The sequence below is a fragment of the Nocardioides dokdonensis FR1436 genome (assembly GCF_001653335.1).
Taxonomy (GTDB): domain Bacteria; phylum Actinomycetota; class Actinomycetes; order Propionibacteriales; family Nocardioidaceae; genus Nocardioides; species Nocardioides dokdonensis.
In genome coordinates this window covers 2,125,464-2,139,125 of sequence record NZ_CP015079.1, presented here as the reverse complement: position 1 = coordinate 2,139,125, position 13,662 = coordinate 2,125,464, and the positions used below count along the sequence as shown (strand labels likewise).

Sequence of the window (13,662 nt, the reverse complement as noted above, 5' to 3'; positions counted from 1 at the left end):
ACCCGGCGCGACATCTGCGCCGGGTCGGTGCGACATCTGGGCCGGGTCAGTAGGTGCCGAGGTACTTCTTGGGGGTGCCCGGTGCGGGGAGGCGCTGGACCTGCACCGATCCCATCAGCGCCATCCCCCGGACCCGGACGGTGGGTGAGTCCGCGCCGAGCTCGGCGGGCACCTTGTCCTTGCCCTGCCCGAAGTCGCCCAGGATCGGCGTGCCGTCGACCACGACGTGGACGTGCGCCGGGACCAGGATCTTGACCTCGCCCATCACCGCGTTGGCGGTGATGGCGGTCTCCCGGCTCTCGAGCACGGCCTCGCGCAGGTCGAGCAGCACGCTGCCCATCAGCGTGAAGGCCGTGTGCTGGGCCGGGACCCGCCACACGCCGCGGCGCTTGCAGTCGCCGAGGATGGCGGTCGACGAGGCGTGCCCCGTGGTCGGCACCGGGGCGCGGCTCCCGGGGCCGGGCGGCGGTGAGGTCAGCGCGCCCCCGGCCTGCAGGTCGACGGTGATCGGGACCAGGTCGGCGTACGTCTTGGCCTGCCAGGTCAGTCCCAGGCGCTCGTCGAGCTCGTCGAGGTCCAACCGACCGTCGCCCGCAGCCTCGCGCAGCACCTCGGCCACCCGCTCACGGTCCGCGTGGGAGACGCGCAGCCGACCACGGTCGTGGCCGGCTGCGTCCGAGAGGTCGTCCATGGCGACAGCCTAGATCGAACCCGCTCCCTCCTCGACGTAGACGCTGGCCCCGAGGTCGAGGAACTCCTGGGACTTCTCCTTGAACCGGTCGCGCACGTCCTGGCTGATCCGCATCGAGCAGAACTTCGGCCCGCACATGGAGCAGAAGTGCGCGGTCTTGGCCGCCTCGGCCGGCAGCGTCTCGTCGTGCATCGCCTGCGCGGTGGGCGGGTCGAGGGAGAGCGCGAACTGGTCGTGCCAGCGGAACTCGAAGCGGGCCCTCGACAGCGCGTCGTCCCACTCCCGGGCACCCGGGTGGCCCTTGGCCACGTCGGCCGCGTGCGCGGCGAGCTTGTAGGTGATGACCCCGGTCTTCACGTCGTCCCGGTCGGGCAGGCCCAGGTGCTCCTTGGGGGTGACGTAGCAGAGCATCGCGGTGCCGTGCATCGCGATGGCGGCGGCGCCGATCGCGCTGGTGATGTGGTCGTAGCCGGGCGCGACGTCGGTGGCCAGCGGGCCCAGCGTGTAGAACGGCGCGCCGTGGCACCAGTCCTGCTGCAGCGCCACGTTCTCCTCCACCAGGTGCAGCGGCACGTGCCCGGGACCCTCGACCATCACCTGCACGTCGTGCTCCCACGCCCGCAGGGTCAGCTCCCCCAGGGTGCGCAGCTCGGCGAGCTGCGCGGCGTCGTTGGCGTCGGCCACGCTGCCCGGGCGCAGCCCGTCGCCCAGGCTGAACGAGACGTCGTACGCCGCGAAGATCTCGCAGAGCTCGTCGAAGTGGGTGTGGAGGAAGTTCTCCTCGTGGTGGGCCAGGCACCAGCCGGCCATGATCGCGCCGCCGCGCGAGACGATGCCGGTGACCCGGTCGACGGTCAGCGGGACGTGGCGCAGCAGCACGCCCGCGTGCACCGTCATGTAGTCCACGCCCTGCTCGGCCTGCTCGATGACGGTGTCGCGGTAGATCTCCCAGGTCAGACGGTCGGCCTGGCCGTCGACCTTCTCCAGCGCCTGGTAGATCGGCACGGTGCCGATCGGGACCGCGGAGTTGCGCAGGATGCACTCCCGGGTGGTGTGGATGTCCTCGCCGGTGGAGAGGTCCATGACCGTGTCGGCACCCCAGGTGGTCGCCCAGGTCAGCTTCTCGACCTCCTCGGCGATGCTGGAGGTCACGGCACTGTTGCCGATGTTGGCGTTGATCTTCACCAGGAAGCGCTTGCCGATGACCATCGGCTCGGCCTCGGGGTGGTTGGGGTTGGCCGGGATGATCGCGCGCCCCGCGGCCACCTCGCTGCGCACCAGCTCGACGTCGCAGCCCTCCCGGGCCGCGGCGTAGCGCATCTCCTGGGTCACCACCCCGCGCCGGGCGTAGGCCATCTGGGTCACCGCCGCACCGGTCGCGCGCCGCGGTGCTCGCCGCGGGCCGGTCCACTCCTGGCGGGCTCCCCCGCGCCGGGCAGCCCCGCGACCGTCGTCGAGCGCGCTGCCGCGCCGACCGTCGTACGTCGTGGTGTCACCGCGCTCGACCACCCACGGCTCCCGCAGCGCCGGCAGCCCGACCGCGGGGTCGGAGCCGGGGCCGGTGGTGCAGTAGCGGTCGAACGTCTCGCCGTTGGTCAGCGCGACCCGGGTGACGGGCACCTGGACGCCTGCGTGGTCGACGAGCACGCGGGAGTGGGCGGGGTGGACTGGCTGCTGCTGGGTCATCGGTCTCCTCCGGTGGTGCGGATCGGGTCGTGGGTGTGGGCGATGGGCCCCCGGCCGCGGCCGAGGCGCCAGCCGGAGCTGCGGTGCAGCGCGGCGACGGTGTGGGCGGCGGCCCGGGCCACCGCGGTCTCGAGGTCGTCCCCGTGGCCGAGCGCGACCGCCAGCGCAGCGCTGAACGTGCACCCGGTGCCGTGGTCGTTGCCGGTGTCGACGGCGGGGTGCGCGAGCGCGCGGACCGGCCCGCCGGGGTGCGCGAGCCAGTCGGTGCAGCTCGCGCCGGCCGGGTCGGTGCCGGGGCCGCCGGTGACCACGACCGCGCACCCCAGGTCGGACAGCGCGGCGGCGAGGTCGCGCGGGGTGCCCTCGCGGCCGAGCAGCACGGCGGCCTCGTCGGCGTTGGGCGTGCAGACGGCTGCCACCGGCAGGAGGTGCTCGACGTAGGCGCGCGCCACCGACGCGTCGCCGAGCACCGCCCCGCTGGTGGCCACCAGGACGGGGTCGACGACCAGACGGGTGCCGCCCAGGCGGGCCGCGACGAGCTCGACCACACCAGGGTGTCCGAGCATGCCGGTCTTGCTGGCCGCCACGGGGAGGTCCTCGAGCACGGCGTCGAGCTGCGCCTCGACGCTGCGCCGCGGCACCGGGTGCACGTCGCGCACCCCGGTGGTGTCCTGGGCGGTCACGGCGGTGACCACGCACGCCCCGTGGGCGCCCAGGGCGGCGAAGGTGGTCAGGTCGGCGGCCGTCCCCGCGGCGCCGCCGGAGTCGGTGCCGGCCACGCTGAGCAGCACCGGCGGGTCGACGGGCCGCCGCTGCGCGCGGATCACCGGGTCACCGCCGGTGCGGTCGCGGCCAGCAGGTCGGCGACCACCTGCGCCGGGTCGCGGGCCCGCATCACCGCCCCCATGACGGCCACGCCGGCGGCGCCGGCGCCCAGGGCGCCCGCGGCGTTCGTGGGGTCGAGGCCGCCCAGGGCCCAGACCGGCAGCCCGTGGTCCCGACCCAGCAGCGCCGGGTCCAGCGGCGGGCCGTGGCCGGGCTTGCTCGCGGTGGCGGCGTACGGCGACACCGTGGCCCAGGCCGCCCCCTCGGCGGCGGCCGCGGCCAGCCCGGCGGCGTCGTGGCAGGAGCGCCCGAAGACACCGGTGGCCGGGGCGGGCTGGTGCGCGGCGAGGTGCAGCCCGGCGGCCCCGGGGTGCGCGCGCCGCGAGGTGAGCACCCGCAACCCGGGCACCGCCAGCAGCGTGTCGACGAGCGCGGCGAACCCGCGCCGGTCGAGGTCGTGCTCCCGCACCACCACCGCTTCCAGACCGGCGGCGGCGCACTCGGCGACGGTGGCGCTGAGTCCTCGTCCCTTGGCCAGCTGGGCCCGGTCGGTGAGCAGCAGCAGCCGCGGCAGGCTCGGGCCGCTCATCCGACCCGCCCCGCCCGCGGGCTCGAGGCCCGGGCGACCCCGCGCCGAGGGATCCGTCCGGCGCCGCGGGCCAGGTGGCCGGCCTCCACGGCGAGCGCCAGCGCTGCGGCCATGGCGACCGGGTCCTCGGCGCGGGTGACCGCCGTCGCGGCCAGCACCGCGTCGCAGCCCAGCTCCATCGCCAGCGCGGCGTCGCTGGCGGTGCCGACCCCGGCGTCGAGCACCACCGGCACGCCCACGGCGGCGACCACGGCCTCGACCGCGTAGGGGTCGAGGATGCCGAGCCCGGAGCCGATCGGGGCCCCCAGCGGCATCACCGCGGCACACCCGACGTCCTCGAGGCGACGTGCCAGCACCGGGTCGGCGGTGGTGTAGGGCAGCACGGTGAACCCGTCGCGCACCAGCGTCGCGGCGGCGTCGAGCAGCTCGACCACGTCGGGCATCAGGGTCGTCTCGTCACCGATCACCTCGAGCTTGACCCAGGAGGTGTCGAGCGCCTCGCGCGCCAGCCGCGCGGTCAGCACGGCCTCGCGCGCCGAGGTGCAGCCGGCGGTGTTGGGCAGCAGCCGGACCTCCGAGCGGCGCAGCAGGTCGAGCAGCCCGCCGGCGCCGGTGGTCGAGGTGCGGCGCACAGAGACGGTCACCAGGCCGGGCCGGGCCGCCTCCAGCACCGCCGGCAGCAGCGACAGCCCGGGCAGGCCGCCGGTGCCCAGCAGCAACCGGGAGGACAGCTCCTCCCCCGCCACCCGCAGCGCCCCGGTACCGGTCGTCGCCGCCCGCGTCATCCGCCCTGCACCGCCGTCACCACGTCGACGACGTCGCCGTCGCGCAGCCGGTGGGTGCCGTGCTCGGCGCGGGGCACCACCGCACCGTTGACGGCCACGGCCCTGCCGTCGGGGTCGGGCACCAGGTCACGCACGCTCGCGACGAGCGGCGCGGGCCGGCCGTTGAGCAGGATCTGCGGGGTGGTCGGGGCACTCATCGGTCCTCCAGGAGTCGGCGGGGGTCGGTGGCCGGGTCGACCCGGCCGCTCTCGAGGTGGTCGGCGACCAGCTCGGCGGTCAGCGGCGCGAGCAGCACGCCGTGGCGGAAGTGGCCGGTCGCCAGCACCACCCGGGGGTCGTGGGTGGGGCCCACCAACGGCAGCCCGTTGGCGGTGCCGGGCCGGTCGCGGGCCAGCGCCTCGAGCAGCTCGGCCCGGTCGAGCCCGGGCACCAGCTCGCGGGCCGCGTCGAGCAGGCGGTGCACGCCACCGAGCGTCACCACCGGCGGCTGGTCGTGCTCCTCGCTGGTGGCGCCGATGACGACCTCGCCGTCGGCGCGGGGCACCACGTAGACGGGACGCCCGCGCACCCAGCCGCGCACCGGGCGGGTCGGCGGGTCGTCGCTGCGGGCCCGCAGCACCTCCCCGCGCACCCCCCGCACGAGACCCGGCCCCAGCCGTGCGGCGTACGCCGACGGCAGCGACGCGCCGGTGGCCAGGACCGTCACCTCGGCCCAGCCGGCCGGGCCGGGGTCACGCTGCACCGGGACCCGGTCGAGCAGGGCGGCGAGGACCCGACGCGGGTCGACGCTGTGGTCGTCGGGCAGCAGCACCCCGCCCAGCACCCGCCCCGCGAGCGTCGGCTCCAGCGCGCGCACCCGAGCCCCGTCGAGGTCCTCGACCCGGCCGCCCAGGCTCCGCACCAGCGTGGCCTGGCGCTTGACGTCGCGCAGGTCGTCGGCGTCCAGCCCGACCAGCAGGGTGCCGCCGCGGGTCAGCGGGACCCCGAGCCGGTCACCCCAGGAGGGCCACGACGCCTGGCTGCGCCGGCCCAGGTCGAGCAGGGCCGGCTCGTCGTGCCAGACCTCGGCGGCGGGGCTGAGCATCCCGGCCGCCGCCCACGACGCACCGCGGGCCGGGGCGGGGTCGACGACGCGCACCTCGTGACCGCGACGCCGGAGCTCGTCGGCCACCGCGAGCCCGATGACGCCGGCCCCGAGGATCTCGACGCGGGCCGCGTCGGTGCCGCTCACGCGACGGCGTCGAGCAGCTCCCGGGCGGCCTGCAAGGGGTCGGGCGGACGCCACAGGGCACCGATCACGGCGACCCCGTGGGCCCCGGCCTCGCGGGCCTGTCGGGCGCGGGGGGCGTCGAGGCCACCGATGGCCAGCAGCGGCAGCGGACCGGCGGCCGCGGTGATGGCGGCCAGGCCCAGGGCGGGCGGCAGTCCGGGTTTGCTCACGGTGTCGAAGACCGGCCCGAGGCCCGCGTAGTCCGCGCCGTCCGCGGCGGCACGGCACACCTCGTCGCGGTCCCGACAGGTCGCGCCCAGCAGCAGCCCGGGGGCGATCCGCCGCGCCTCGGCGACGGGCAGGTCCAGCGCCCCGAGGTGGACCCCGTCGGCCGCGCCGGCCAGCGCCAGGTCGACCCGGTCGTCGACGACCACGACGGCGCCGTGCGGGCGCACCGCGGCGACCACGCGGCGTACGAGCTCGAGGGCCTGGCGGTCCGAGACCGGCGTGGACCAGTGCTTGGCACGCACCTGGAAGCCGCGGATCCCGAGCCGGGCCAGCCCGGGCAGGACGGACAGGTCGTCGGCGGGGCCGACCAGGCAGAACAGACGTGGCAGCACGCTTCGCTCCTCGCTTCCTTCGCCGGCTTTACCCGGATCAGGTTCAACGGTCGGAGCGGAACAGCTCCCTCTCAGCCCGCTGCCGCGAGCTCCCGTGGTGGACGAGCAGACCGTAGCGCGGACGTGGGAGGTGACGTCAAGGCCCCGTCCCACAGCAGACGGAAGAGCATGCTGACCACGTCGGCCGCATCCCCGCCGGGCCATCGACCGGGCCGCGTCGTCGGGTCGTTCCCGGTCATCGTCCGAGGACGCGGTCGATCCCCGCGACAAGGGCCGCGCGCTTCTCGGGGTCCAGCGCGTCGGGGTGCGGATCGGCGAACCGGCCCGCGTCGTTGTCGTAGTACTTTCCGCCCGCATCGGCGAACTCGCCGCTCGTCGAGGCTCGGACGAGGACCTCGACACCGATGTTGATGTCGTTGCCGGCGATGCCGAAGCCGTCCCGGACCATCTTGGAAGCCAGCAACGAGCCGGGGTTGACAGCAACGGCGACCGGCCCGTCGGGTCCGACCTGGTCAGCGAGGTGACGAGTCCACATGGTGAGGGCGAGCTTGCTCTGGGCGTAGGCCGTGCCGTGGTCGAGCCGGCGCCCACCGGCGAGCGCCTGCAGGTCCACGGGCGCCTGAGCGGCGGACGACAGGTTGACGACGCGTCCACTGGCGGGCAGGTGCGCAAGCAGCAGACGTGTCAGTCGGTACGGGGCGATGGTGTTGACGACGAAGCGGACGTCGAGCCCGTCAACGGTGACCGGGTGCTCAGTGTGGTAAACGCCGGCGTTGTTGACGAGCACGTCGATGCTCAGGTCGGCGGCGGCAGCGGCGAGTGCGTCGACCTCGGACAGGTCGGACAGGTCTGCGAGCGCGGTCGCGAGGACTGACCCGGCCCGCTGCGCCTCGACGGCTGCGCGGGCGTCGGCGAGCCTGCCTGGGCTGCGTCCGTGCAGGACGAGCCGGTGATCGAGGGAGGCGAGCCGCTGGGCGGTGGCGAGGCCGATGCCGTCGGTGGCGCCGGTGATCATGATCGTGGACATCGTGGAGTCCTTCTGTTCAGGGGGCGTGGGAGGAGTCAGCCGCACACGTGCGCAGGCAGCCGCTGGGTCGGCGCTCAACCGATGGTGGCGACCAGCTTGCCCAACGGACCGCCCGTCGCGCCGATCTCGTGCAGCTCGGCCAACCGCTCGAGCGGCCGTGTGTCACCCACGACGACTCGCAGCGTCCCCGAGCCGATCATCTGCGCCACGGCCTCCAGGGCGGCGTAGTCGGGTTCGACGAGGATCCACGTCGCACTGACACCGGCCTCGTCGAGCACGTCGCGGGATGGGATGTCGTCGGGGGACGGCACGACCACCAGGCGGCCACCCCGGCGCAGGCTCCGCACCGACCGCTCCGCGTGCTCGGCCCCGCCTACGAGGTCGAGCACCCCGTCCATGTCGACCGCCACCTCCTCGAAGAGCTCCGTCCGGTGGTCGATGACGTGGTCGACACCGAGGTCGCGCAGAGCGTCGTGGTTGCGGGCCGACGCCGTGGCCCACACCTCGGCGCCGCGGGCCTTGGCCAGCTGGACGGCCAGGTGACCGACGCCACCCGATGCCGCGTGCACCAGCACCCGGTCGCCCTGACCGACGCGCAAGGTGTCGACGACCGACTGCCATGCCGTGAGCACGGCCAGCGGGAGGGCGGCTGCTTCGACGTCGGACAGTGCCTGGGGGGTGTGGGCGACCTCGCGGGAGCCAGCGACCACGTACTCGGCGTAGGCCTCGGCGGGACGCGGGAACCGCGGCATCCCGAAGACCCGGTCGCCGACCGCGAACCGGGTGACGCCCGGGCCCACCTCGACGACCTCGCCGGCCACGTCCCAGCCCAGGACCATCGGCAGGTCCGGATCGAACGTGCCGAAGATGTCGCCGGTCGCACGGATCTTCCAGTCGATCGCGTTGACCCCGGCCGCCGCGCTTCTGAACAGGACCTCGGTCGGCCCGGGCACGGGGCGGGCGACCTGGAGGGCCGACAGCCTCCCGTCGTCGGAGCGGACGATGGCGGTCATCTGGGGCTTGTCACTCATCATGCGATCCAGCATCATCGCTGCAGTATCCTTCCGCAAGAAGGCACTCGTCTGACTAGTAGGTACCTCATGGAAACTACCCACCCGCACACAGCATGTGATGACGCCTCCCACCGGGGTGACCTCTACTCGGCCGAATGCCCGTGCCGCGACATCCTCGACCTCGTGGCGTCGAAGTGGTCGGCGCTGATCATCGGCAGGCTCGAGGAGAGGGCGCACCGCTTCGGAGAGTTGCGCCGAGCCGTCCCTGGCATCACGCAGAAGATGCTCACCCAGACGCTTCGGGGCCTCGAGCACGACGGGCTGGTCGATCGCACCGTCCTCGCGCACAAGCGGCCGCCCCAGGTCGAGTACTCCCTCACCGACCTAGGGCACACCGTGACCGAGCCCCTTGCCGCGATGCGTGAGTGGACCGAACGGCACCTCCCCGACGTGCGAGCCGCTCGCCTCCGATTCGACGAGCCCACCCCCGGCTGAGGTATCAGTAGGTGCCGAGGTACTTCTTCGGGGTGCCGGGCGGGGGCAGCCGCCGGACCTGCACCGAGCCCATCAGCGCCACGCCCTGCACCCGTACGACGGGCGACTCGGGGCCGAGGTCGGCGGGCACCTTGTCCTTGCCCTGGCCGTAGTCGCCCATCACCGGCATGCCGTCGACCACGACGTGCACGTGCGCCGGCACCAGGACCTTCACGTCACCCATGACCGCGTTGGCCTGGATGCGTGTCTCGTGGCTCTCCAGGACCGCCTGGCGCAGGTCGAGCACCACGCTGCCCATCAGCGCGAACGCGGTGTGCTGCGCGGGGACGATCGAGTCCGGGGTCTGCAGGTCGTGGGTGATCGGCACCAGGTCGGCGTACGTCTTGGCGCCCCAGGTCAGGTCGAGGCGCTCTCCGAGCTCGTCGAGGTCCAGGCGCCCCTCCCCCTTTGCGACGCGCAGCACCTCCGCGACCCGTTCCCGGTCGGCGTGCGAGACCCGCGACCTCGACGGTCCGGGTACCCCCTCCTCCATCTCTCCCATGCCCGAAGAACAGCGCCGGTCCGGACGGCGTACCCTGGGCGCCCGTGAGCGAAGCCGAGTTCCGTTACTCCGACCTGCTGCCCATCGGACACGACGACACGCCCTACCGGTTGATCACCACCGAGGGCGTCTCCGCCGTCGAGGTGGAGGGCCAGACCTTCCTGAAGGTCTCCCCCGAGGCGATCCAGCGCCTGACCGCGGAGGCGATGCACGACATCGCCCACTACCTGCGCCCGGCCCACCTGGCCCAGCTGCGCAAGATCATCGACGACCCCGAGGCGTCGGGCAACGACCGGTTCGTGGCCACCGACCTCCTCAAGAATGTCAACATCTCCGCGGGCGGCGTGCTGCCGATGTGCCAGGACACCGGCACCGCGATCGTGATGGGCAAGAAGTCCGAGGGCGTGCTGACCGGCGTCGACGACGGCGAGGCGATCAGCCGTGGCGTCCACGACGCCTACACGAAGCTCAACCTGCGCTACTCCCAGCTCGCGCCGCTGACGACGTACGAGGAGAAGAACACCGGCACCAACCTGCCGGCGCAGATCGAGATCTACTCCACCCCGCAGACGAGCGGGAAGCCGGAGTACAAGTTCCTCTTCATGGCCAAGGGCGGCGGGTCAGCCAACAAGTCGTTCCTGTTCCAGGAGACCAAGGCGATCCTCAACCCCACGCGGATGCTGGCGTTCCTCGACGAGAAGATCCGCTCGCTCGGCACCGCCGCCTGCCCGCCGTACCACCTCGCCGTGGTCATCGGCGGCACCAGCGCCGAGCTCGCCCTCAAGACCGCCAAGTACGCCTCCGCGCACTACCTCGACAACCTGCCGACCGAGGGCTCGATGGCCGCCCACGGCTTCCGGGACCTCGAGCTCGAGGAGCAGGTCTTCAAGCTGACGCAGGACTTCGGAATCGGCGCCCAGTTCGGCGGCAAGTACTTCTGCCACGACGTGCGCGTCGTGCGGCTGCCCCGCCACGGCGCCTCGCTGCCGGTCGCGATCGCCGTCTCCTGCTCGGCCGACCGCCAGGCCCTGGGCAAGATCACCGCCGAGGGCGTCTTCCTCGAGCAGCTCGAGACCGACCCGGCGCACTACCTGCCCGAGCCCACCGACGAGGCCCTCCAGGCCGAGGCCGACGTGGTGCGCATCGACCTCAACCAGCCGATGACCGAGATCCTCGCCGAGCTCACCAAGCACCCGGTGAAGACCCGTCTCTCGCTGACCGGTCCGCTGGTCGTGGCCCGCGACATCGCGCACGCCAAGATCCAGGAGCGCCTCGACGCCGGCGAGCCCATGCCGCAGTACCTCCAGGACCACGCCGTGTACTACGCCGGCCCGGCCAAGACCCCCGAGGGCTACGCCTCCGGCTCGTTCGGCCCCACCACCGCGGGCCGGATGGACTCCTACGTGAAGTCCTTCCAGGCCGCGGGCGGCTCCATGGTGATGCTCGCCAAGGGCAACCGGTCCAAGCAGGTGACCGAGTCCTGCGGCGAGCACGGCGGCTTCTACCTGGGCTCGATCGGCGGCCCCGCCGCCCGCCTGGCCCAGGACTGCATCAAGTCGGTCGAGGTGCTGGAGTACCCCGAGCTCGGCATGGAGGCGGTCTGGAAGATCGAGGTCGAGGACTTCCCCGCCTTCATCGTCGTGGACGACAAAGGCAACGACTTCTTCACCGACCCCAGCGGCACCGTCACCGTGCCGCTGTCCGGGATCCGGGTCCGCTCGGCCGAGTAGTCAGTTCTCGTTGGAGCCGCTGCGGGCGTTCGGGCCCGTGGGCCCCTCGTCGACGCGACCGCTCTCGGCGTCCGGCTGACCGGCGACGGACTGGTCGTCGGAGATCGGTTCGCCGGCACCCTCCATGTTCTGCACCTCGGAGACCTGACCGCCCTCGTCGGCCGCACCCTTCTCGTCGGCGTCGCGCTGCTTGTCCTGCTTGCGCTCCTGCTCGCGGTCCTGCTGGCCCTGGCTCACGGATCTCCCTCGTCGTGCGTCGGTGGTTCCTCCCCCGGACGGTAGCCACGGCGGTGCTGCCGAACCTCACCCTCCGCGTCGGGGCAGGATGCTGGTGTGGAGCACGTGGAGATCGCCCGGGCCGAGACCGAACGCGGTGAGCTGGTGCTGCGCGAGCGTCGGGTCGACGGCTCGCCGGCCGGGCTCGAGCTGCGCGCCAACGGCGTCTTCGTGATGGACACCGTCGAGGTCGGCAGCGAGCGCGCGCTGGCCAGCGCCGCGCTCGACCTCGTGGCGGACCCGCGGGCCGTCGTCGTCGGGGGGCTCGGCCTCGGCTACACGATGCACCAGGTGCTGGCCGACTCCCGGGTCGAGACGTGCGCGGTGGTCGAGATCGAGGAGGCCCTCGTCGGCTGGATGCGCGACGGCACCGTCCCGCACGGGCCGTCGCTGCTGGCCGACGCCCGGGTCCACGTGGTGGTGGCCGACCTCGCCGTCGCGATGGCCGAGGCGCGGCCGGCGTCGTACGACCTGGTGCTGCTCGACGTGGACAACGGCCCCGGCTACCTGGTCCATGACGCCAACGCGACGCTCTACGAGCAGCCGTTCCTGGCCACCGTCCGCGCGGTGCTGCGCCCGGGCGGTGCCCTGGTCGTGTGGTCGGCCTCCGAGTCCGCCGCGCTCGAGGCGGCGCTGCGCGGGGTCTTCGACGAGGTCGACGTACGCCGCCACGACGTGCAGCTGCAGGAGCGCGACGAGCGGTACCTGCTCTACGTCGCCAGGTGAACCCGGGTCCCGGCGCAGTCGCTACGGTGGCCGGATGAGCCAGCACAGCGACCGGGACGACGTCCGCATCGAGCACGACTCCATGGGCGAGGTGGAGGTGCCCCGCGACGCGCTGTGGCGCGCCCAGACCCAGCGGGCCGTGCAGAACTTCCCGATCAGCGGCACCCCGATCGAGCCGTCGCTCATCCATGCCATGGGTCAGGTCAAGGCCGCCGCCGCCACCGTCAACGGTGAGCTGGGCATCCTCGACGAGTCGCAGGCCCGGGCCGTCACCGCCGCGGCCCAGGAGGTCGCGGCCGGCCGGCACGACGACGCCTTCCCCATCGACGTCTTCCAGACGGGGTCGGGCACCTCGTCGAACATGAACGCCAACGAGGTCATCGCCTCGCTGTCCTCGCGGGCGGGCACCGACGTGCACCCCAACGACCACGTCAACGCCAGCCAGTCGAGCAACGACACCTTCCCCACCGCGATCCACGTCGCCGCCACCCTCACCGTCGTCGACGACCTGCTGCCGGCGCTCGACGTGCTCGCCACCTCCTTCGAGGCCAAGGCCGAGGAGTTCGCCGGCCTGGTCAAGTCCGGTCGCACCCACCTGATGGACGCCACCCCGGTGATGCTCGGCCAGGAGATGGGCGGGTACGCCGCCACCGTGCGGTACGCCGCCGAACGGCTGGAGGCGGTGCTCCCCCGGGTCCACGAGCTGCCGCTGGGCGGCACCGCGGTCGGCACCGGCATCAACACCCCCGCGGGGTTCGCCGCCCGTGTCATCGAGGTGCTCGGCGAGCGCACCGGTCAGCCGTTCACCGAGGCCCGCAACCACTTCGAGGCGCAGGGCACCCGCGACTCCCTCGTCGAGCTGAGCGGCGCGCTGCGGACCTACGCGGTCGGGCTGACCAAGATCTGCAACGACCTGCGCTGGATGGCCTCGGGCCCGACGACGGGGCTGGCCGAGATCCACCTGCCCGACCTGCAGCCCGGCTCGAGCATCATGCCCGGCAAGGTGAACCCGGTGCTGCCGGAGGCGACGCTGATGGTCTGCTTCCAGGTCATCGGCAACGACGCGGCCGTCACCGTCGCCGGCGCCAGCGGCTCCTTCGAGCTCAACGTCGCGATGCCGGTCATCGCCCGCAACGTCCTGGAGTCGGTGCGCCTGCTCGCGGCCTCCTCACGGGTCCTCGCCGAGCGCACGGTCGACGGGATCACCGCGGACGCCGAGCGGATGCGCACCTACGCCGAGTCGTCGCCGTCGGTGGTGACACCGCTGAACAAGCACATCGGCTACGAGGAGGCCGCGAAGGTCGCCAAGGCGGCGCTGGCCGAGGGCCGCACCATCCGCGAGCAGGTGCTCTCGATGGGCTACGTCGAGCGGGGCGACCTCACCGAGGAGCAGCTCGACGCGGCCCTCGACGTCGAGAGCATGACCCACCCCTAGGACCGGGCCGCAG

The 13,662-nt window shown here is 73.4% G+C and carries 16 protein-coding genes and 1 riboswitch; of the genes, 4 read left to right on the top strand and 12 right to left on the bottom strand.

Annotated features, from left to right (window positions below):
- Window positions 1-46: 46 nt before the first annotated feature.
- The 10 genes from I601_RS10125 to I601_RS10080 all read right to left on the bottom strand — a co-directional run bounded on the left by I601_RS10125 (window position 47) and on the right by I601_RS10080 (window position 8,464).
- Entirely contained in the window at window positions 47-691 is a 645-nt protein-coding gene (locus tag I601_RS10125) for a DUF1707 SHOCT-like domain-containing protein (RefSeq protein WP_068108999.1), read from the bottom strand.
- A 9-nt stretch (window positions 692-700) separates the two neighbouring features.
- Window positions 701-2,377, bottom strand: a complete 1,677-nt coding sequence (thiC, locus tag I601_RS10120; protein WP_068108996.1) for a phosphomethylpyrimidine synthase ThiC — start codon at window positions 2,375-2,377, stop codon at window positions 701-703.
- Window positions 2,374-3,204 carry a bifunctional hydroxymethylpyrimidine kinase/phosphomethylpyrimidine kinase gene (gene thiD / locus I601_RS10115; protein ID WP_068108993.1) on the bottom strand — a complete coding sequence of 277 codons (831 nt, stop codon included), beginning with the start codon at window positions 3,202-3,204 and terminating at the stop codon, window positions 2,374-2,376. The genes thiC and thiD overlap by 4 nt, the downstream gene beginning before the upstream one ends.
- Window positions 3,201-3,791 carry a thiamine phosphate synthase gene (locus I601_RS10110; RefSeq protein ID WP_068108991.1) on the bottom strand — a complete coding sequence of 197 codons (591 nt, stop codon included), beginning with the start codon at window positions 3,789-3,791 and terminating at the stop codon, window positions 3,201-3,203. The genes thiD and I601_RS10110 overlap by 4 nt, the downstream gene beginning before the upstream one ends.
- On the bottom strand, window positions 3,788-4,576 hold the full coding sequence (locus I601_RS10105) for a beta/alpha barrel domain-containing protein (protein ID WP_068108988.1): 789 nt from the start codon (window positions 4,574-4,576) through the stop codon (window positions 3,788-3,790). The genes I601_RS10110 and I601_RS10105 overlap by 4 nt, the downstream gene beginning before the upstream one ends.
- Window positions 4,573-4,773 carry a sulfur carrier protein ThiS gene (gene thiS / locus I601_RS10100; RefSeq protein WP_068108985.1) on the bottom strand — a complete coding sequence of 67 codons (201 nt, stop codon included), beginning with the start codon at window positions 4,771-4,773 and terminating at the stop codon, window positions 4,573-4,575. Before thiS ends, I601_RS10105 begins: the two co-directional genes overlap by 4 nt.
- On the bottom strand, window positions 4,770-5,807 hold the full coding sequence (thiO, locus tag I601_RS10095; protein ID WP_068108982.1) for a glycine oxidase ThiO: 1,038 nt from the start codon (window positions 5,805-5,807) through the stop codon (window positions 4,770-4,772). The genes thiS and thiO overlap by 4 nt, the downstream gene beginning before the upstream one ends.
- A complete protein-coding gene (locus I601_RS10090) occupies window positions 5,804-6,406 on the bottom strand; it encodes a thiamine phosphate synthase (protein WP_084527424.1) in 603 nt (200 codons plus the stop codon). Before I601_RS10090 ends, thiO begins: the two co-directional genes overlap by 4 nt.
- Window positions 6,403-6,512, bottom strand: a riboswitch (TPP riboswitch). It overlaps the preceding gene by 4 nt.
- A gap of 129 nt (window positions 6,513-6,641) precedes the next feature.
- Complete coding sequence (locus I601_RS10085) at window positions 6,642-7,433, bottom strand: SDR family NAD(P)-dependent oxidoreductase (protein ID WP_068108980.1); 792 nt, start codon at window positions 7,431-7,433, stop codon at window positions 6,642-6,644.
- 74 nt (window positions 7,434-7,507) lie between these two features.
- On the bottom strand, window positions 7,508-8,464 hold the full coding sequence (locus I601_RS10080; RefSeq protein WP_237089604.1) for an NADP-dependent oxidoreductase: 957 nt from the start codon (window positions 8,462-8,464) through the stop codon (window positions 7,508-7,510).
- Between the two features lie 165 nt (window positions 8,465-8,629).
- Here I601_RS10080 and I601_RS10075 point away from each other — a divergent pair, with 165 nt between their 5' ends.
- Window positions 8,630-8,941, top strand: coding sequence for a winged helix-turn-helix transcriptional regulator (locus tag I601_RS10075; protein ID WP_218917786.1), 312 nt, complete (start codon window positions 8,630-8,632; stop codon window positions 8,939-8,941).
- Between the two features lie 4 nt (window positions 8,942-8,945).
- Here I601_RS10075 and I601_RS10070 read toward each other — a convergent pair whose 3' ends face one another.
- The gene (locus tag I601_RS10070) at window positions 8,946-9,482 is read right to left on the bottom strand and encodes a DUF1707 SHOCT-like domain-containing protein (RefSeq protein WP_068108975.1); all 537 of its coding nucleotides are present in this window, start codon (window positions 9,480-9,482) and stop codon (window positions 8,946-8,948) included.
- A 44-nt stretch (window positions 9,483-9,526) separates the two neighbouring features.
- On the opposite strand from I601_RS10070, the gene I601_RS10065 reads away from it, so the two are divergent.
- The gene (locus tag I601_RS10065; protein ID WP_068108970.1) at window positions 9,527-11,212 is read left to right on the top strand and encodes a fumarate hydratase; all 1,686 of its coding nucleotides are present in this window, start codon (window positions 9,527-9,529) and stop codon (window positions 11,210-11,212) included.
- Here I601_RS10065 and I601_RS10060 read toward each other — a convergent pair whose 3' ends face one another.
- Window positions 11,213-11,449: a hypothetical protein gene (locus I601_RS10060; RefSeq protein WP_068108967.1), complete on the bottom strand. Its 237-nt coding sequence runs from the start codon at window positions 11,447-11,449 to the stop codon at window positions 11,213-11,215.
- Window positions 11,450-11,545: 96 nt separating this feature from the next.
- On the opposite strand from I601_RS10060, the gene I601_RS10055 reads away from it, so the two are divergent.
- A complete protein-coding gene (locus I601_RS10055; RefSeq protein ID WP_068108963.1) occupies window positions 11,546-12,214 on the top strand; it encodes a spermidine synthase in 669 nt (222 codons plus the stop codon).
- A 34-nt stretch (window positions 12,215-12,248) separates the two neighbouring features.
- The gene (locus I601_RS10050) at window positions 12,249-13,649 is read left to right on the top strand and encodes a class II fumarate hydratase (protein WP_068108959.1); all 1,401 of its coding nucleotides are present in this window, start codon (window positions 12,249-12,251) and stop codon (window positions 13,647-13,649) included.
- Window positions 13,650-13,662: the final 13 nt, after the last annotated feature.